We start from the raw sequence: 20,202 nt of genomic DNA, 5'->3' as shown, positions 1-20,202 counted from the left end.
TGCTAAGACCTCCTTTACCTTTTTTGTTGTTCTGTTTCGTTTATTTCTTCAACGGATACATAGAATCCATTGTCATATTCAAAGGAGCGAAGACCTAAACAAGCCAATACGCCGATTAAGCCTGCGATTCCCATCCACCACCATTGGAATACTAAACCGAATCCACTAACAAAGAAGAATACAGACATGATAATAGGTCTGCCGGAATTGCTTGGCATATGAATAGGTTTGTATGATTCAGATGGTTTCGTTCTACCTTCTTTTTTCATTTCCCAGAAAGCATCAAGTTCTGACACCTCAGGTACGATAGCAAAATTGTAGTGAGGGACTGGTGTGTGAGTAGCCCATTCAAGGGTACGTCCATTCCAGGCATCTCCTGTAGTTTCACGCTTCGCGTATCGGAAACTGTAATAGATGCTGTACACCATCACTAAGAATCCAAGTCCCATTAGTACACCGCCAATGGAAGCGACAACGTTTAGGCTGAACCATCCGTCAGCTTCTCCATATGTGTAAACTCTTCGAGGCATTCCAGCTAAGCCCAGGAAGTACATCGGGAAGAAACAAACGTTAAACCCAACAACAAATAACCAGAATGAAATTTTGCCTAATGTTTCATTCAGCTTGTGACCAAACATTTTTGGGTACCAATAGTAAAATCCTGCAAAGCACGCAAATACTGTTCCTGAGATTAGAACATAGTGAAAGTGAGCCACAAGGAAATACGTATTGTGATACTGATAATCGGCTGCTGCCATTGCCAGCATGACACCTGTTACTCCACCGATAACAAAGTTCGGAATAAAAGCGAGGGACCAGAGCATTGGTGTCGTAAATTTTATCCTTCCTTTATAAAGGGTGAACAACCAGTTGAAAATCTTCACACCCGTAGGTATGGCAATGGCCATGGTCGTAATGGAGAAGAAGGAGTTTACAGCTGCTCCGGCTCCCATTGTAAAGAAGTGATGAACCCACACAACAAAGCTTAAACCAGCAATGGCTACCATTGAAATGACCATCGCTTTGTATCCAAATAATACTTTTCTCGCAAACGTACTGATAATCTCAGAGAATATACCGAATGCTGGAAGTATAACAATATATACTTCAGGGTGTCCCCAAATCCAGAATAAGTTCGCCCAAAGCATCGGCATGCCGCCTTCAGCTAATGTGAAGAAATGAGATCCGAATAAACGGTCAAATGACATTAGTGCTAATGCGACTGTTAACACTGGGAATGCAAAAATAATAATGATACTGGTGATTAACGTCGACCAAGTAAACATTGGCATTCTTAATAACGTCATACCTTTGGTTCTCATCTTCAAAATTGTTACAAAGAAGTTAATTCCCGTCATTAAGGTTCCGATACCTGCTATCTGTAACCCGAGTAAATAGTAATTCTGTCCAGGACCAGGGCTGGCCTCGTTTCCTGCCAGAGGCATGTAGCTGGTCCAACCAGCTGCTGGAGAGCCACCAATAATAAAGGAAATATTAAATAGCATAGCTCCAAAGAAGAATGTCCAAAAGCTTAGGGCATTCAAGTAAGGATAGGCAACGTCTCTTGCACCTATTTGAAGAGGAACGACTACGTTCATTAATCCAATCAGGAAGGGCATAGCCATAAAGATAATCATGATGGTTCCATGAGTTGTGAAAATTTCATTGTAATGCTGCGATTCTAGAAATTTCGAATCGGGTACCGTAAGCTGTGCTCTCATAAGCAAGGCGTCTACGCCTCCACGGAAGAGCATAAGTACAGCTGCGATAATATACATGATTCCTAGACGTTTATGATCAACCGTTGTTAGCCAGTTTGTCCAAAGCCACTTCCATTTCTTGAAGTAGGTAAGACTAGCGACAATGGCAATAGTAGTTAAAATAATTGAAACATCGGCTCCATAAATCAGTGGATCGCCGGTGACAAAAAATTCATCCCATTTCATAATGTGGTTTCCTCCTCTCTATTGAGTTTCTTCTGCTTTCTCATCTAACTGTTTTCTCACTTTTTCAGCGTAATCCGAATTTTTATTTTTCGAGTGATCAACCCATTTTAAGTGAGTAGAAGAGAAAGTCTCAGTGTTTGTGTGTCCTTTAAGTAAGAGATGATCGTAGTGATCTTTTGTTAATTCTGGAGCTGAGCTTTGAGTTTCTTTCACCCATTGATCAAAGTCTTCCTGGGTTTCTGCTTTCACTTCAAAAGTTTGATGAGTAAAGCCCTCTCCATTAAAATTTGCATTTCTACCTTGATAGGTTCCGATATGATCTGCTTGAAGAAATAGCTCAGTCTGCATACCAGCCATATTGTATTCCTGACCACCGAGCTGAGGAACCCAGAACGCAGCCATAGAGTCAGCTGAAGTCAATTTAAATAAAATTGGACGATCTTCAGGAATGACTAAGTGGTTAACCGTTTCAATGTTTTGCTCAGGATAGCTGAAAATCCATTTCCACTCGACTGAGGTTGCATGAATCACGACAGGATCCTTATGTGAAGTTTCTGCTGGAGCATCTTCAAGAGCATATATCGTTTTAACTGTCGGGATGGATAAAGCCACAACAATAATAATCGGAATGATTGTCCACACCAATTCCAGCCAAAGATTACCTTCATGGTGGGGCGGTTCATATCCGTCGTAGTCTTTCCGTTCTCGATACTTCACGATAATAATTGAGAAGAGCACGAAGACCACAGCCACAATAAAGAGCATAAATCCAATGGACAATAAAATAAGGTTCTTCTGCTGCTCTGCCACAGGACCTTTAGGGTCAAGTACGGTTAATTCACTACACCCACTTAATAAGGACGTTAATGTCATAAGAAATAAGAGTAGTAGTGGCTTACTAATTTTTCTCAATGTATTCACCTACCTTTAATATTTAAGAAGTTTAAATGCGTTTAAATAGGAAATGCCTAGTTATCGTAACAGAATGATACCCTGTACAATCTTTTGAAAAACAAGTGTCAAAAGATTATCACCAAATTGTCATCATCCATTCAAGAAGTCGTCACTATATTGGAATGAATCGGCTGAAATGGATATGAAAACACTTTTATTAGAAAGAAAACACCCCTGGGATATTTTATGAGAAAATGAAACAAATCCCATTATTGTTACGTTACATATATAAATACTTTCATAAACAGGAAGGAGTGCTTAGGGAAAGTGGAAGAGACCTTGTTAATTCAACAAGCAAAAGATGGAGACCTTGATGCTTATAGAAAATTAATTCAGCAATATTCTCCCATTGTGGAACGGTTTGCTTATCAGATGGGGAATGAAGCAGATGATATGCAAGATATTTGTCAGGAAGTTTTTATACGGGTATATCGATTTATAGATGGATTCTCTCACGCAAAGTTCACAACCTGGCTTTATAAAATAACCTTAAATGTATCACGGGATTTCAAACGAAAAGAAAATCAACATTACCGACGAATTCAAAAGGTGATGAAAGAGGCAACAGATGGATATCCCCCCCCCGTCGATAATGTTCTTAGAGAAGAAGAAGACAAAATTCTCCATGACTGTCTGCAGAAATTAGATGAAAAATATCAAGTGCCGATCATATTATTTTATTTTCATGAAAAGAAGTATGAAGAGATTGCAGATATTCTTTCTTTAAACCTGTCCACCATTAAAACAAGAATATTAAGAGGGAAAAGCCTGTTAAAGAAACTGCTGGAAGCTGCTGAAGAAAGGGAGGGGACCATTAATGGATGATAAAATGTTCGAAAAAAGGATGGAATTATTAAATAAATCTTATAAAAAAATACCTGCTAAATCAGATGCAACAACGATCATAAAGGCCATTAAAGAAGAACAACCACCGAAAAAAAAGCGCCCTTTCATTCATTGGCCATATGTAGCAAGCTTTATAGGGGTCCTATTAATTGGTACAGTACTTGTTCTTCAACTTACCCTTGAGGACCCGGATCTCACTACAAAGAATGGAAATCAGTCTCAAATGATGAATGATATTCAAACAGAACTGTTGCAAGAGATTAAAGAAGCGAAGGGGTTATACGATATTCGAAAGATTCAAGCTATGGAGGGATTGGGTTTTTCAGAAGCGGTGTTTAGCAAAACAAGTATGGCAAAAGAAGCACAACAGGACTTGACGTATATTACGAGCCTGCCAAAAAGTAATATGTCAGTCAACACAAAAATCCGAATGGCCAAAAGCGCAAAAGATCGAATAAATGAAACCCTTACAATTCCAAGCGTTATGATGAAAAACATGAAAACACCATTAAATCAAGATGAAGCAGAGCAATGGACACGAGATTTTATTGAAAAACAAAGAGATATATTCCCGCTTTATGAAGAAATTTTAGAGGGAAATAAGAATCTTTGGAAAAAGCATATAGAAAATGGCAAGCTAAATATGAATAAATTTAATGATATGAGTAGTAACGATTATGGACGTTTCTGGATAATCAACGGAGGAATAAATAACAACGGAGTGAAGTTAACGTATGACATGGATGAGGATCAACTAAATACGTCCTTGGATTACGTGTACTTTAATATGTTTGTTGACGAAAAGTTCCTTCCAAATCCATATAAATTATATATAAATGCAAGTTTAAATCCTATCATAGAAGACGGTGAATTTAATGTATCCTGGGAAGATGCGATGGAAAGGCTCATGCAGTATGAAAGAATATTAAAAGAACTTCCGAAAAATTCTCGCTTCCAGGAAGAAGTGAAGCTTCAATTCGACCATCATTATTATTTCATTGTAAATGGAGGGGTAAGCAACTCTATTTTTACAAAAGAAAACAAATTAAAACCAGAGGTTAAAAAAGCATATAAGTATGTAATGGAAAAATACCCTCATTATCAAACCACTGGAGATCTGAAGAAAGTTTACAGTGAGTTAAAAGAATTGGATTTTAAGAAACCAGAAAATTGGGTTCAACACACACCGGCTATCGTATCTTCAGAGTTAGAAAGTAATTCTCCAGAAGAAATGGACTATAACATGTCTCCGTTACATTCAGATGAAAAACTGATGGATATCTATAATCGTTTTTCTCAATCGCATAGAGTCGGGATCCTGGAAGACCTTTCAATTTTTGATGTAGCGAGACTCTATTTGTTTACTTTAAGTGTAGAGGATTTGGATTCTGAATATGAACTATATGCCAAGGAAAGCTTAAGCGTAGATGAAGAAATGTTTAAAATGAAAAATCAAAACAGGAAAGAACCTTTATATATCATAGAGGGAATTGATGGAATGTCATATATGTATGACGGGGAGTCAGACGAAGTGATTGGAGTAAACCTTCATTATGCTAACGGCGACTTTGCTAACATTCATTTTATGAGAGAAGATCAAGCATGGAAGGTATTATACACCGAAGCTTACTAATGTTTTAAGAATTTTAGTTATTGGGAAGCATAACTAGTGAGATGGTGATTTTAGATAAAAAGACCTGGGAATCAAGAGAGTACACCTTAATCCAGTTAAGAAAACCTTTTGCCGAATCCTAGATACTATGATATAATCTAAAATTGCGTGTAAAAGGAAAAATAATATATATACTAGGAGTGTTACCATGACTACAAAATTCGAAACAGGAACTGTTGTAACAGGTAAAGTTACAGGCATTCAACCATATGGTGCGTTTGTTGCACTTGACGAAGAAACTCAAGGATTAGTTCATATCTCTGAAATTACTCACGGCTTTGTTAAAGACGTAAGTGAGCACCTTTCAGTAGGTGACGAAGTAAAGGTTAAAGTTTTATCAGTGGACGAAGCAGCTGGTAAAATCAGCCTTTCAATCCGTGCTACTGAAGAAGCTCCAGCAGCACCTCAAGCAAAACCAGCCGCAGCGAAAAAACCTCGCCGTCAAGGTCAAGGAAGTGTGAAGCAAGCGAACGAAGAAACAACTCCAGCTGGCTTTAACACTCTTAAAGACAAGCTTGAAGAGTGGATCGAGCAATCAGAGCGTGAAGATCTAATCAAGAAGTAATAGTATATAAAGGACCTCCCAAGACGGGTGGTCTTTTTTTGCAAGAAAAACAGGGTTTTTGTTCTATTTTATTGAATGTATTAATTTAAGCCGATATCTAAAAAAAGGTGCTTTAAGACAGAATTTTCATTTTGCTCTGTAAACAGAAACTCTTGATGAAATGTAGGGGAATGTGCGGGACTCCATGGGAAAAAGACTAGGCAACCCCTTTAGTGAAACGAGGAGGCTTAACTGTCCGTTCCCATGAAGTGAGCACTGAATGCAATATAATCAAGCGCCGTTTTACAGTGCAATATTTGCACAATTATTCTGAAACAAAGGTTGATAAAATAGAGCTTATTTTATGAAAGAATCGAAGGAAAAGTGAAGAGGGGGGAAACCACATGAAAGAAACATTTAATCATATGTTAAGAGAAAAGAATTGCACTCATATTTTATACCCTTATGAAAGCCAAGAGCTATATTTGATGAATGTTGTAGCCTATGTCACTGATGGAATTGAGTCAGGGGATTCAGTTGTTATTATTGAAAATGAAAGAAATTTGGACTTGATATTTACACAGTTGAATAAACAATTATCAGAAGAACAATTAGAAAAGATAGAAGCTGTTAGTAATTTTGAATTCTATCAATCTAGTGGAAGTTATCATCCCCCTGCTATTTTTGAAGAACTTAAAAAAAACATCGCTCCATATTTAGAGAACGATATCTCCTTTCGTACTTGGACACATGTGGAATGGGGAAGTCTTGAAAATCCCACTCATATCGTCGAATGGTTTGAAAACGAAACAGATATAGTAATGCATAAGTACAATATGGATGTCGTATGCGCCTATGACTCTGAAAAAATGCCCGCTGATTTAAAAGCTTCCTTAAGGAATAATCATCCTCATATTATGACAGATAACGATATCATTGAATCCAATTCGTACAAACCCCAAGAGGTAAAATAAATCCTGAACCTTAAACATCCTTAACAGATGTTTAAGGTTTTTATATTGGAAAAATATTTTTAGAATTAGCTTCTAATGAAAATCCTACAATTTAAAAATCTAGGTTGAAAGTAATAGCCACAATCTATAAGAAGAGAGCCTTTTAAAATAAAAATACAAGAACGAAAGATAAAATTTCAATTACATTAACTCGCTCTATAATATGGAGATGAAAAAGGAACATATTAATTATTGCGAAATAACATTTACCTGTAATTAACTAAAAATAAAAAATTTTTAAACAAATAACTTGTCCGTACATCTGTTTTGGAATATAATAAAAATGTAAGCGCTTTACAATACATATAATTGGGAGGACCTTGAATGCTTTATAATAATCCGAATACAGAAGGATCTTTAGTACAGTTTAAAGAAAAATACGATAACTTTATTGGTGGTGAATTCGTAGCACCAGCAAGTGGTGAGTACTTTGAGAACGTATCACCTGTTACAGGAAAGGTCTTCACAAAAATTGCTCGTTCTAATAAGGAAGACGTTGAAAAAGCATTAGATGCTGCACATGCTGCAAAAGATGCATGGGGCAAAACATCAGTTACTGAAAGATCTACTATTTTAAACAAAATTGCTGATCGCATTGAAGAAAACCTGGAAATGCTTGCAGTTGCTGAAACATGGGATAACGGAAAGCCTGTTCGTGAAACATTAGCGGCAGATCTACCATTAGCAGTGGATCATTTCCGTTACTTCGCTGGATGTATCCGAGCTCAAGAAGGATCTCTTGGTGAGCTTGATGAAGATACGGTATCATATCATTTCCATGAACCAATTGGAGTGGTGGGACAAATCATTCCTTGGAACTTCCCAATCTTAATGGCAACATGGAAGCTTGCACCTGCATTAGCAGCAGGAAACTGTGTTATTTTAAAACCAGCAGAACAAACGCCAGCATCTATAATGGTACTTGTTGAGCTTATCCAAGACCTTCTGCCAAAAGGAGTGCTAAATGTTGTTCAAGGCTTCGGTGTTGAAGCAGGTAAACCATTAGCTCAAAGCAAGCGTATAGGCAAAGTTGCTTTCACTGGAGAAACGACTACTGGCCGTTTAATTATGCAATATGCTTCACAAAATATTATCCCAGTAACGCTAGAGCTTGGTGGTAAATCACCAAATATCTTCTTTGAAGATGTAATGAACGAAGATGATGATTTCCTAGATAAAGCAGTAGAAGGCTTCGTTATGTTTGCCCTTAACCAAGGGGAAGTTTGTACATGCCCTTCACGAGCACTCATTCAAGAGTCTATCTATGATAAATTCATGGAAAGAGCGATTGAGCGTGTAAAACAAATCAAACAAGGAAACCCGTTAGATACGGATACTATGCTTGGAGCTCAAGCCTCTCAAGAGCAATTAGACAAAATTCTTTCTTACATTGAAATTGGTAAAGAAGAAGGAGCAGAACTTCTAATTGGTGGAGAGCAGAATACATTAGATGGTGATCATGAGACAGGTTACTATGTGAAACCGACTGTTTTCAAAGGCAATAATAAAATGCGAATCTTCCAAGAAGAGATTTTTGGACCTGTAGTTTCTGTTACAACATTCAAGACAAAGGAAGAAGCATTAGAAATTGCTAATGACACGCTTTACGGACTTGGAGCGGGAGTTTGGACACGTGATATGAACACGGCATACCGTTTTGGAAGAGAGATTCAAGCAGGACGTGTATGGACAAACTGCTACCACCAATATCCTGCACATGCGGCATTTGGTGGCTACAAAATGTCTGGTATCGGACGTGAAAATCACAAGATGATGCTATCACACTATCAACAAACGAAGAATCTACTAGTGAGCTACAGCCCTAAAGCGTTAGGATTCTTCTAAAATGGAAAATCGACTAGAGGCAACAGAACAAGCTCTCCTATTGATTGAAAAACTTAAGAGTAAGCATGGTGCTCTTCTTTTTCATCAATCTGGAGGATGTTGTGATGGCAGTTCTCCCATGTGTTTAAGTCAAGATGATTTAATCATTGGTGACAGTGATGTGTTAGTGGGTACTGTGGCCGATTGTCCTTTCTATATGAATGAACAGCAATATGAGTATTGGAAGCACTTCAAGATCATATTGGATGTAAAAAAGGGAAGAGGTGGCGTATTCTCTTTGGAGTCTACTGAAGAAGTAAGGTTTATTACCGATTCCAAATTGATAAAGTCATAGAATTAAAGTTCTACTCTTCTAATCTTTTTAAAGACAACTTATTTTTATAAGTTGTCTTTTTTTAGTGATTCCTTTTTTATAATGATTATAATTTAATATTGACTTTGGAAAATAAATGATTAAAATAAAACTATAATTACTTAATAATCATTATAATCTGGAAGGGTGTTGGAATATGAACAATAAAAAGTTGACCACAAATCAAGGGACTCCTATTGGAGATAATCAAAATTCAATTACAGCTGGTGAAAGAGGTCCTACGTTACTTGAAGATTATCAATTAATTGAAAAACTAGCTCACTTTGATCGTGAACGCGTTCCAGAGAGAGTTGTTCATGCAAGAGGTGCTGGTGCACACGGAGTTTTTATTACAAAAAACAGTATGAGAAAATATACAAAGGCTGGATTCCTACAGGATGCTGGAAAGGAAACTCCGGTATTTGCACGCTTTTCAACGGTTGTTCATGGGCAGCACTCTCCTGAAACGTTACGAGATCCACGTGGATTCGCCGTTAAATTTTATACGGAAGAGGGAAATTGGGATTTTGTAGGGAATAATCTACCTGTATTCTTCATTCGAGATGCGATGAAATTTCCAGATATGGTTCACTCCTTAAAACCGAATCCGCAGACGAACATTCAAGAACCAGAAAGATATTGGGATTTCATGTCCTTGACGCCAGAATCCACCAATATGCTTCTTCATTTATTTACTGATGAAGGAATTCCAGCAAACTATCGTCAGATGCGTGGATCGAGTGTACATGCCTACAAATGGGTGAATGCAGCAGGAAATACCGTATATGTAAAGCTACGCTGGAAGCCTAAACAAGGTATTGAAAGTCTATCGGCAGAAAAAGCTGCTGAAATCCAGGGGCAGGATTTCAATCATGCAAGCCGTGATTTATATGAAAGCATTGAAAATGGAGAGTATCCAGAATGGGATTTATACGTTCAAGTTCTTGATCCAATGGATATGGATTCTTTTGACTTTGATCCACTTGATGCAACGAAAGATTGGCCAGAAGAAGAGATCTCTTCGCATTTTGTGGGAACGATGATTTTAAATGAAAATCCAGAAAATATCTTTGCCGAAACAGAATCAGCAGGTTTTAATCCAGGAGTGCTCGTAAATGGAATGCTTCCATCTGAAGATAAATTATTACAAGGCAGACTATTCTCCTATTCTGATACACAACGCTATCGAATCGGGGCAAATTATTTACAGCTTCCAATCAATTGTCCATTCGCACAGGTAAACAATAACCAGAGGGACGGACATATGCCATTCAAGCAACAAACAAGCTCTGTGAATTATGAGCCAAATAGCTTTGATGAAACACCGAAGGAAGTAGAAGGGTATTTAGATGTCAATCAGCCAATGACAGGTAAAAGAGGAAGACAAAAAATATCAAAGGCTGATGATTTTGCACAAGCCGGTCGCATTTATCGGGGCTACTCTGACGAAGTGAAAGGGCAAATAATTAAAAACATATCAGGCGAATTATCAACGATTAATGAAAAAATTGCCTTGCGTGCTATTTGTAATTTCTATCAAGCAGATGAGGAGCTTGGTAAAGCGTTAGCAGAGAAAATTGGGGTAGATTTAGCACCTTATTTACAACATCTTCAATAATTCAATAAGGACTAGACTTAACCTCAAAAGAGAAATTAGCATAGTGCCAATCCACTAAAAGAGCCCCTTCTTCACCAAAAGAAGGGGCTCTTTTACCATTAAAAAGAATTCCGCTCTATGCCATACTTTCGAATCCGATACTGTAAGTTTTGGCGACTCATGCCAAGAGATTTTGCGGTTTTCGTAATGTTGTAGTCGTGATACTTTAAAGCCTTTTGAATATAGTAGGTTTCAGCTTCCTCTACAAAAATCTCAAGAGGCTTGATTTCGCTTCCGGATTGATAGAGGAACTCTGTTTCATCCTGGCTTTCTTCACTAGAAGTTGAATGCTGAATTCGTTGCCTGAAACCGAATGGAAGGTGAATGAAATCAATTGTTTCTTCAAATCCAACTAAATTGAACGCACCTTCAATGACATGCTCCAACTCTCTTACATTTCCCGGCCAGTCATATTGTTGAAAAATGCTCTCCACTTCTGGTGTAAGCCCTTGAATGTTCATGGCAAAATGGTGATTAAACTGCTCAATGAAGAAAGAAGTTAAGGCAGGCAAATCCTCTTTTCTGTCTCTAAGAGAAGGAACGAAAATGGACACAATGCTTAATCGATAATATAAATCCTTTAATAGTCTTCCTTCTGCAATGGCGTCAATAGGGTCTTCATTCACTGTTGCCATGATTCGAACATCGTATGGGAGGTCCGTCCCTCGATTTAAAAAGTTTAGAAGCTTCCCCTGGAGGGAAGTGTTTAATGAGTTGATTTCATCAAGTAGGAGGGTGCCTCCTTGTGCTTGTTGAAAGAGGGAGGGACGGGCCTCTTCTTCCATGTTCTCTTTCAGGTCTGTGTTAAATAAAAGCTTTTCTAGCATGTCATGGGATAGGGATGAGCAATTTTGAGTAATAAATGGCTTATTTGAGCGAGCACTGTCGTTATGAATGCTTTGGGCAAATAATTCTTTACCTGTCCCGATTTCTCCACAAATAAGAATTGGAGACGAGGTTCGCGTAGCTCGTTTACTTGTTTCAATGGCTTCTTGCAAACGGATTTGCTCTCCAATAATACTTTCAAAAGTATATAAGCTAGCCGAGCGTTTATGAGCTTGATCTCTCATTACTTTTTCGAGTTTGGTTACATCCCTTGCAATTTCAATGGCCCCTATTAACACCTCATCATGGAAAATAGGGAAGGTGTCATTGATGGTGGTAATCTCAATTCCTGCTATATTAAAGTACGTTTGTTTTACATTTAAGGTAGGTTCTTTTGTATTTAGAACCTGAAGAAGAGTACTTTCTTCTTCTGAATGAAACTGAAACACATCCAATAAATTTTTATCTAATACATCTTCAATTTCCATGCCTTCGATTTCACGCATTTTACGATTATATATGATGGTTCTTCCTGATGAATCGATTACATGAATGCCTGATTCGAGGTGCTCAGCGACTTTTTCATACATAAATAAATGTTTTTCTAGATCCTGCATGCAGCCTCTCTCCTCGTGATTATAAAAAATTTTGAAAAAACTCTTGAAAAATGCAACTATCTTTTGCATTATTATAAGTGTAAGGGTTTTCTAAATGCAAATTTTTTTTGCATACCTGTTAAAAAGCCTCGTCACTCGAGGATGAATAAAAATCTTTGTTTAAAGGGGGAAATGCCCACATGATTCCTTACAAACACGAACCATTCACAGATTTCTCACAAAAAGAGAATCAAAAAGCATTTAAAGAAGGTTTAAAAGTAGTAGAAAGTTATTTAGGTCAAGACTATCCGTTAGTCATTGGTGGAGAAAGAGTAACAACTGATGACAAGCTTGTTTCTGTAAACCCAGCAAACAAAGAAGAAATCATCGGACGTGTATCAAAAGCAAACAAAGATCTAGCTGAAAAAGCTATGAACGTTGCCTATGATACTTTCCAATCTTGGAGAAAAGTTAAGCCTGAAACTCGTGCAGACATTTTGTTCCGCGCTTCTGCTATTGTTCGTCGTCGTAAGCATGAATTCTCAGCTTTATTAACGAAGGAAGCAGGTAAACCATGGAAAGAGGCGGATGCGGATACAGCAGAAGCAATTGATTTCATGGAATACTATGCTCGTCAAATGCTTCGTTTAAAAGATGGGTTCCCTGTTGAAAGTCGCCCTGGTGAATACAACCAGTTCAACTACATTCCTCTTGGCGTAGGTGTAGTCATCTCACCATGGAACTTTGCTTTTGCCATTATGGCTGGTACAGCTGTAGCGGCAATTGTTACTGGAAACACAGTTCTTCTAAAACCAGCTTCAACGACTGCTGTTGTAGCAGCGAAGTTCATTGAAGTATTAGAAGAAGCAGGACTTCCTAAAGGTGTAATCAACTACGTTCCAGGTAGCGGAGCTGAAGTTGGCGACTACTTAGTAGATCATCCAAAGACACGCTTTATTTCATTCACCGGTTCTCGTGACGTAGGTACTCGTATTTACGAAAGAGCAGCAAAAGTGAACCCAGGCCAAAAATGGCTAAAACGTGTTATCGCTGAAATGGGCGGTAAAGATACAATTGTTGTAGATAGTGAAGGAGACCTTGAGTTAGCAGCGCAATCAATCGTTGCTTCTGCATTCGGTTTCTCTGGACAAAAATGTTCAGCTTGTTCTCGTGCTGTCATCGTAGAAGATGTTTACGATCAAGTACTGGAGCGTGCAGTTGAATTAACGAAGGAATTATCAGCTGGAGATCCAGTAGACAATGATCATTTCATGGGTCCTGTGATCGACCAAGCGTCATTTGATAAAATTATGAGCTACATTGAAATTGGTAAAGAAGAAGGTAGATTAATGGTTGGAGGAGAAGGAGATAACTCTAAAGGTTTCTTCGTAAAACCAACAATTTTTGCTGACTTGGATCCTAACGCTCGTTTAATGCAGGAAGAAATCTTCGGACCAGTTGTTGCATTCTCTAAAGCAAAAGACTTTGATCATGCGATTGAGATTGCAAACAACACAGACTACGGTTTAACAGGAGCAGTAATCACAAATAACCGTGCGAAGATTGAGCAAGCTCGTGAAGATTTCCACGTAGGAAACCTATACTTCAATAGAGGATGTACAGGAGCGATTGTTGGTTACCAACCATTTGGTGGATTCAACATGTCAGGTACAGATTCTAAAGCAGGCGGGCCAGATTATCTACTTCTTCACCTTCAAGCAAAAACAACATCTGAAACACTTTAATCGTTGAAATGGGAAGGAGCCTTTGTTTGCAGAGGCTCCATCCTTGTTTATAAATCTTTTTTTGAAAAAGTATGAAAATTAAAGGAGGAACTTTCATGACAGTAAGTACTCATTCGATTATTGAACAAACAGAAAAGTATGGTGCAAAGAACTACCATCCCCTGCCAATCGTAATTTCAGAGGCTGAGGGTGTATGGGTAAAGGATCCTGAAGGAAACAAGTATATGGATATGCTAAGCGCTTATTCTGCTGTTAACCAAGGACATCGTCATCCGAGAATCATTCAAGCATTAAAAGATCAAGCGGATCGCGTAACATTAACTTCACGTGCATTCCATAACGATCAATTAGCTCCGTGGTACGAAAAGATCTGTGAAATGACTGGAAAAGACATGGCCTTACCAATGAATACAGGTGCCGAAGCGGTTGAGACTGCGATTAAGACGGCTCGTCGTTGGGCATACGATGTTAAAGGTGTTGACGAAAACAGTGCGGAAATCATCGCATGTAATGGTAACTTCCACGGTAGAACGATGACAGCCGTGTCTCTTTCTTCAGAAGAAGAATATAAGCGTGGATTCGGACCGATGCTTCCAGGTATTAACCTCATTCCTTATGGTGATTTAGAAGCCTTAAAAGGAGCCATTACTCCAAATACTGCCGCATTCTTAATTGAGCCGATTCAAGGTGAAGCTGGAATTGTATTTCCACCAAAAGGTTTCTTAAAAGCAGCTTATGAGCTATGTAAAGAAAACAATGTTCTCTTTATTGCAGATGAAATCCAGGCGGGTCTTGCTCGCTCAGGAAAAATGTTTGCCTGTGAGTGGGAAAATGTTGATCCTGACATGTACATCTTAGGTAAAGCACTTGGTGGGGGCGTATTCCCGATTTCTTGTGTGGTAGCAAACAAGGAAGTACTAGGCGTGTTCAACCCGGGTTCTCATGGTTCTACCTTTGGTGGTAATCCTATGGCGTGCGCAGTTTCAGTAGCGTCTTTAGATGTCTTGATTGATGAAAAACTGGCAGATCGTTCTTTAGAAATGGGAGAATACTTCATGAGTAAACTCCGTGAGATAGATAATCCTATGATTAAGGAAGTTCGCGGTAGCGGATTATTTATTGGAGTTGAACTTAGAGAGCCTGCACGTAAATATTGTGAAGAACTTAAAGAAGAAGGCTTACTGTGTAAAGAGACACATGACACAGTGATCCGCTTTGCTCCACCACTTGTCATCTCTCAAGAAGATTTGGATTGGGCTATCGACAGAATCAAAAAGGTTCTTTCGAAGTAATCTTTTTATTCCAAACTTCAATAGCGAAGATTGCTACAGGGTCATCAAGTTTAGCTTAGTCACAGAATAAAACGAAAAATTTATTTTCTTTAGAAAAGTCAATGGTTTAGTACAAGGTAATATGTTACAATAACAACGTTTCAGATCACATAATAAAGAGGCGAATGTTTATAATGGGAGAAAACCTTAATCTGTTTACTTCTACACAGCATGTCATTAATGATGCTTTATCAAAGCTTGGATATTCAGAAGAAATGTATGAACTGCTCAAAGAACCTATTCGTATGTTAACGGTTCGAATTCCAGTGCGAATGGATGACGGAAGTATTAAAGTATTTACCGGTTACCGTGCTCAACATAACGATGCAGTAGGTCCTACTAAGGGAGGCGTACGTTTCCACCCTGAAGTAGATGAAGAAGAAGTAAAAGCTTTATCTATGTGGATGAGCTTGAAATGTGGAATTGTTGATCTTCCATACGGGGGAGGAAAAGGTGGTATCATCTGTGATCCTCGAACCATGTCATTCACAGAGCTTGAAAAACTAAGTCGTGGATATGTTCGTGCCATCAGTCAAATTGTTGGACCAACGAAAGATATTCCTGCACCTGACGTTTACACAAACTCTCAAATTATGGCGTGGATGATGGATGAATACAGTCGTCTTCGTGAAAATGATTCTCCTGGTTTTATTACAGGAAAGCCTATCGTATTAGGTGGATCCCAAGGTCGAGAGAAAGCAACAGCTCAAGGAGTAACCATCTGTATTGAGGAAGCGGCAAAAAAACGTAACATTAAGATTAAAGGTGCACGAGTTGTCATCCAAGGATTTGGAAACGCGGGAAGTTTCTTAGCTAAATTCATGCATGATGCTGGTGCGAAAGTCATTGCCATTTCAGATGCACACGGAGCACTTCACGATCGAGCAGGATTAGATATTGACTATCTGTTAGATCGTCGTGATAGCTTCGGAACCGTTACGACATTGTTTGAAAATACGATTTCAAATAAAGAATTACTTGAGTTAGATTGTGATATTCTTGTTCCAGCAGCCATTTCAAATCAAATCACAGAGCAGAATGTCTATGATATTAAAGCATCTATAGTGGTAGAAGCTGCAAATGGTCCAACTACCTTTGAAGCAACACGAATCCTGTCAGAAAGAGGAATCTTACTGGTACCAGACGTGCTAGCAAGTGCTGGTGGTGTAACGGTTTCTTATTTCGAATGGGTACAAAACAATCAAGGGTACTACTGGACGGAAGAAGAAGTAAACGAGAAGCTTCATGCTAAACTTGTGGAAGCTTTCAACAATGTATACGAAACATCAGAGAATCGTCGAGTCAACATGCGCTTAGCCGCATACATGGTCGGCGCACGCAAAATGGCTGAAGCCTCAAGGTTTAGAGGTTGGGTTTAATTAAGGCTTAAAATCAAGAACACGTTCCTTCGGGAATGTGTTCTTTTTTATGTAGAACTTGAGCAAAAAAGGATTCCTGAAAGAAATATAGAATTGATTAAAGAGTAACGGATGTGGATAAAATCATTATAAAATTGACAGGGTGAGGATTTCATTATACGATATTACGTTATTATGTTTAAGCGGTTAAACATAATAGTTTTGGAGGGATATTTTTGTCAACTGATATGACAATCGAGGAAGTTTCTTTGGATATTGTTCAAACAGCACTTCAACAGCATAAAGAATTTTTTAAAACAGGAACGACAAGACCTATAAAATATAGAAAGCAAATCCTTGAACGATTTGCAAAAGTCATTAAAGACCATGAGAAAGACATCATTGAGGCATTAAAGACGGACTTGGGTAAGTCTGAAATGGAAACCTATGCAACAGAAATTGGAATATTATTAGAGGAAATACGATTCATTCTTAAGCATATAGACGATTGGGCTGAAGCTAAGAAGGTGAAAACAGCCAAAACCCATATTGGCTCTAAGGCATACAAAGTACCGGAACCCTATGGAGTGGCACTGATCATTGCTCCTTGGAATTATCCCTTTCAGCTTGCCCTATCTCCAGTCATTGGAGCTATTGCAGCGGGTAATACAGCCATCATTAAACCATCTGAACTCACACCTCATACATCGAAGTTATTGGAACGGTTGATCAATACACAGTTTGAAACAAATCATATCATGGTGATTGAGGGGGGAGTCGAAACCACTCAACACTTATTAAGGCAGCCATTTGACTACATCTTCTTCACGGGAAGTGTACCGGTTGGAAAAGTGGTCATGGAAGCTGCTGCGAAACAATTAATCCCAGTCACTCTTGAGCTTGGTGGGAAAAGTCCATGTATCGTGGATGATACAGCTGATATTCCTCTGGCTGCTAAGCGTATTGCATTTGGAAAGGTCACCAATGCCGGTCAAACATGTATTGCGCCTGACTACCTTTTCATTCATAAAAAAGTAAAGCAACAATTCATCCAAGAGTTTAAAAAAGTAATTGTGGAATTTTATGGAACTGAACCTCTTCAAAGCGATACATTTGGACGTATTGTCAATGAACGTCACTTTAATCGTCTCACCAATTATCTACAAGATGGAGAAATCCTTTTAGGTGGAAAAGTAGATCATGCCAGCTTGAAAATGGAACCTACTTTACTAGTACCGCGAGACGTCACAGTTCCTGTTATGCAGGATGAAATTTTCGGACCGATTTTTCCAGTCCTGGAATACGAAAATCTTCAAGAAGTGATTGATTTTGTGACTGAGAGGCCAAAGCCTTTAGCCCTTTACCTGTTTACAAGTGACGAGAAAGTAGAAGAACGAATTAATCATTCCATCTCTTACGGTGGGGGATGTGTCAACGACACCCTAATGCATATCGTGACACCATATCTTCCCTTTGGAGGAGTGGGGGAGAGCGGTATTGGAAATTATCATGGAGAATCAAGCTTTTCAACCTTCTCTCATTATAAAAGCGTATTAAAACAAACGACCAAATTTGATATGAGCTTTCGCTATCCAAATGGACGATTTGGAATGCAAATTATAAAAAAATTATTGAAATAGAGAAGAAAGGTGACCACAATTAGTGGTCACCTTTCTTATTTGGGAGCATATTTATATTTGCGAAATTCTCAATATATCGAGCGTAATCTGGATTTTATTTGCGAAATCGTCAATATATCAAGCAAGATTTCAATTATATTTGCGAACTACCGATTTTTCTCCATAAACCGATAAAAATACCTAACGGGTTGGTTCAGTATGTGGTTCTCTTTCTAATTCTTCTGTTGGTTTGAATAGTAAACCTAAATTTATTAGACCAGCAATACCGACTAAACCGTAAATGATTCGAGATAAAGCGGCAGATTGACCGCCAAAGATGGCTGCAACAAGATCAAATTGAAAGAATCCAATTAATCCCCAATTGACTGCACCAATAATGGTAAGAACTAAAGCAATACGTTGAATTGCACTCATGTTGTTTTCCTCCTTATTAAATGGCTCATTTATAACGTCTCCTATCGATTTTATTCTTATTCATAAATAAAAAAACAAATTTGTCTGTGCAAGTTCTTTGCATTTTGGGAAAGATATATTCGATAATAGGAATTGTGTTAAAGAAATTTTGGGTAACGAAATGTCTTCTCGCATTTTCAATATCCCTTACAAAATATAAGGAGGTAACATGAAATGAATGAATTTACTTTTTATAATCCTACCAAGTTGATTTTTGGTGAAGGGCAAGTAGAACAATTGAAAGAATTGGTACCTCAATATGGGAAAAAGGTGCTTCTTGTATATGGTGGAGGAAGCATTAAACGAAACGGATTATATGATCAAGTAGTAGGTATTTTAAACGATATAGACGCTGAAGTTTTTGAATTGGATGGCGTTGAACCAAATCCTCGTCTTTCAACAGTTAGAAGAGGCGTTGAAATTTGTAAAGAAAACGATATCGATTTCTTACTGGCAGTTGGTGGAGGAAGTGTCATTGATTGCACAAAAGCCGTTGCGGCTGGTGCGAAATATGATGGAGATGCTTGGGATCTTGTGACGAAAAAGGCTGTTGCAAGTGAAGCGATTCCATTCGGAACAGTCTTAACTCTTGCAGCAACAGGCTCTGAGATGAATGCAGGTTCTGTTATTACAAACTGGGAGACAAATGAGAAATATGGTTGGGGTAGTCCAGCAGTGTTCCCTCAGTTCTCCATTCTAGATCCTAAAAATACATTCACTGTTCCAAAGGATCATACAATCTACGGAATGGTAGATATGATGACCCATGTGTTTGAGCAGTACTTCAATGATGCAACCAACACACCACTTCAAGATCGTATGTGTGAAGCAGTATTAAATACTGTGATTGAGACAGCTCCAAAGCTGATTGATGATCTTGAGAATTATGAGCTTCGCGAGACGATTCTATATTCAGGTACCATTGCATTAAACGGAATGCTTCAAATGGGTTACCGTGGAGACTGGGCAAGTCATAACATTGAGCATGCTGTATCAGCTGTCTATGACATCCCTCATGCAGGAGGACTGGCAATCCTGTTCCCTAACTGGATGAAACATAATCTGAAGGTTAATCCTGCTCGATTCGCCCAACTGGCAGAAAGAGTATTTGATGTTGATCCTGCTGGCAAGTCAGAAGAGGAAGTTGCTCTGGAAGGAATTGAGAAACTTCGTGAGTTCTGGACAAGCATCGGTGCACCATCTCGTTTAGCCGATTATGATATAGATGATAGTCAATTAAATTTAATGGCTGACAAAGCAGTTATCAACGGTGAGTTTGGTAACTTTAACAAACTAAACAAAGAGGACGTTCTTTCTATTCTAAGAGCTTCTTTATAATAAACACTTTTTCTTTAAAGGTCGATCCAGCATACAATTGGATCGACCTTTTTAGGTTTTAAGAGCATAGCAAACGGGAAAAAGACG

Annotated in this window: 16 protein-coding genes; 12 read left to right on the top strand and 4 right to left on the bottom strand. The window is 38.4% G+C overall.

All coding sequences use genetic code 11. The features are described 5' to 3' along the window. Positions 1–14: 14 nt before the first annotated feature. Entirely contained in the window at positions 15–1,946 is a 1,932-nt protein-coding gene (qoxB, locus tag IQI_RS11635; protein ID WP_064092814.1) for a cytochrome aa3 quinol oxidase subunit I, read from the bottom strand. An 18-nt stretch (positions 1,947–1,964) separates the two neighbouring features. Beyond that, positions 1,965–2,858, bottom strand: a complete 894-nt coding sequence (gene qoxA, locus IQI_RS11630) for a cytochrome aa3 quinol oxidase subunit II (protein ID WP_064092813.1) — start codon at positions 2,856–2,858, stop codon at positions 1,965–1,967. Positions 2,859–3,167: 309 nt separating this feature from the next. Here qoxA and IQI_RS11625 point away from each other — a divergent pair, with 309 nt between their 5' ends. The 7 genes from IQI_RS11625 to IQI_RS11595 all read left to right on the top strand — a co-directional run bounded on the left by IQI_RS11625 (position 3,168) and on the right by IQI_RS11595 (position 10,790). Then, positions 3,168–3,725: an RNA polymerase sigma factor gene (locus IQI_RS11625; RefSeq protein WP_064092812.1), complete on the top strand. Its 558-nt coding sequence runs from the start codon at positions 3,168–3,170 to the stop codon at positions 3,723–3,725. Then, positions 3,718–5,379, top strand: a complete 1,662-nt coding sequence (locus IQI_RS11620; protein WP_064092811.1) for a hypothetical protein — start codon at positions 3,718–3,720, stop codon at positions 5,377–5,379. The genes IQI_RS11625 and IQI_RS11620 overlap by 8 nt, the downstream gene beginning before the upstream one ends. Positions 5,380–5,566: 187 nt before the next feature. After that, a complete protein-coding gene (yugI, locus tag IQI_RS11615) occupies positions 5,567–5,983 on the top strand; it encodes a S1 domain-containing post-transcriptional regulator GSP13 (RefSeq protein ID WP_044338107.1) in 417 nt (138 codons plus the stop codon). Between the two features lie 383 nt (positions 5,984–6,366). Beyond that, entirely contained in the window at positions 6,367–6,936 is a 570-nt protein-coding gene (locus IQI_RS11610; protein WP_064092810.1) for an MEDS domain-containing protein, read from the top strand. A 363-nt stretch (positions 6,937–7,299) separates the two neighbouring features. Then, complete coding sequence (gene adh, locus IQI_RS11605) at positions 7,300–8,820, top strand: aldehyde dehydrogenase (protein ID WP_064092809.1); 1,521 nt, start codon at positions 7,300–7,302, stop codon at positions 8,818–8,820. A 1-nt stretch (position 8,821) separates the two neighbouring features. Beyond that, on the top strand, positions 8,822–9,154 hold the full coding sequence (locus IQI_RS11600; RefSeq protein ID WP_064092808.1) for a DUF779 domain-containing protein: 333 nt from the start codon (positions 8,822–8,824) through the stop codon (positions 9,152–9,154). A 175-nt stretch (positions 9,155–9,329) separates the two neighbouring features. Next, entirely contained in the window at positions 9,330–10,790 is a 1,461-nt protein-coding gene (locus IQI_RS11595) for a catalase (protein WP_064092807.1), read from the top strand. A 98-nt stretch (positions 10,791–10,888) separates the two neighbouring features. Here IQI_RS11595 and IQI_RS11590 read toward each other — a convergent pair whose 3' ends face one another. Then, positions 10,889–12,271: a sigma-54 interaction domain-containing protein gene (locus IQI_RS11590; protein ID WP_064092806.1), complete on the bottom strand. Its 1,383-nt coding sequence runs from the start codon at positions 12,269–12,271 to the stop codon at positions 10,889–10,891. 179 nt (positions 12,272–12,450) lie between these two features. Here IQI_RS11590 and pruA point away from each other — a divergent pair, with 179 nt between their 5' ends. The 4 genes from pruA to IQI_RS11570 all read left to right on the top strand — a co-directional run bounded on the left by pruA (position 12,451) and on the right by IQI_RS11570 (position 18,324). Further along, a complete protein-coding gene (pruA, locus tag IQI_RS11585) occupies positions 12,451–13,995 on the top strand; it encodes an L-glutamate gamma-semialdehyde dehydrogenase (RefSeq protein WP_064092805.1) in 1,545 nt (514 codons plus the stop codon). A gap of 95 nt (positions 13,996–14,090) precedes the next feature. After that, complete coding sequence (locus tag IQI_RS11580) at positions 14,091–15,287, top strand: ornithine--oxo-acid transaminase (RefSeq protein ID WP_064092804.1); 1,197 nt, start codon at positions 14,091–14,093, stop codon at positions 15,285–15,287. Between the two features lie 173 nt (positions 15,288–15,460). Further along, positions 15,461–16,705: a Glu/Leu/Phe/Val family dehydrogenase gene (locus IQI_RS11575; RefSeq protein ID WP_064092803.1), complete on the top strand. Its 1,245-nt coding sequence runs from the start codon at positions 15,461–15,463 to the stop codon at positions 16,703–16,705. Between the two features lie 227 nt (positions 16,706–16,932). Continuing rightward, a complete protein-coding gene (locus IQI_RS11570; protein ID WP_064093172.1) occupies positions 16,933–18,324 on the top strand; it encodes an aldehyde dehydrogenase in 1,392 nt (463 codons plus the stop codon). Between the two features lie 180 nt (positions 18,325–18,504). Here the strand turns inward: IQI_RS11570 and IQI_RS11565 are convergent, their stop codons facing one another. Further along, positions 18,505–18,738, bottom strand: coding sequence for a DUF378 domain-containing protein (locus IQI_RS11565; protein ID WP_064092802.1), 234 nt, complete (start codon positions 18,736–18,738; stop codon positions 18,505–18,507). A 213-nt stretch (positions 18,739–18,951) separates the two neighbouring features. On the opposite strand from IQI_RS11565, the gene IQI_RS11560 reads away from it, so the two are divergent. Then, the gene (locus tag IQI_RS11560; RefSeq protein WP_064092801.1) at positions 18,952–20,115 is read left to right on the top strand and encodes an iron-containing alcohol dehydrogenase; all 1,164 of its coding nucleotides are present in this window, start codon (positions 18,952–18,954) and stop codon (positions 20,113–20,115) included. Positions 20,116–20,202 lie beyond the last annotated feature (87 nt).

Origin of the sequence: Rossellomorea aquimaris TF-12, assembly GCF_001648555.1 — a bacterium.
GTDB lineage: Bacteria > Bacillota > Bacilli > Bacillales > Bacillaceae_B > Rossellomorea > Rossellomorea aquimaris.
This window is presented reverse-complemented; position numbering and strand designations above follow the sequence as displayed.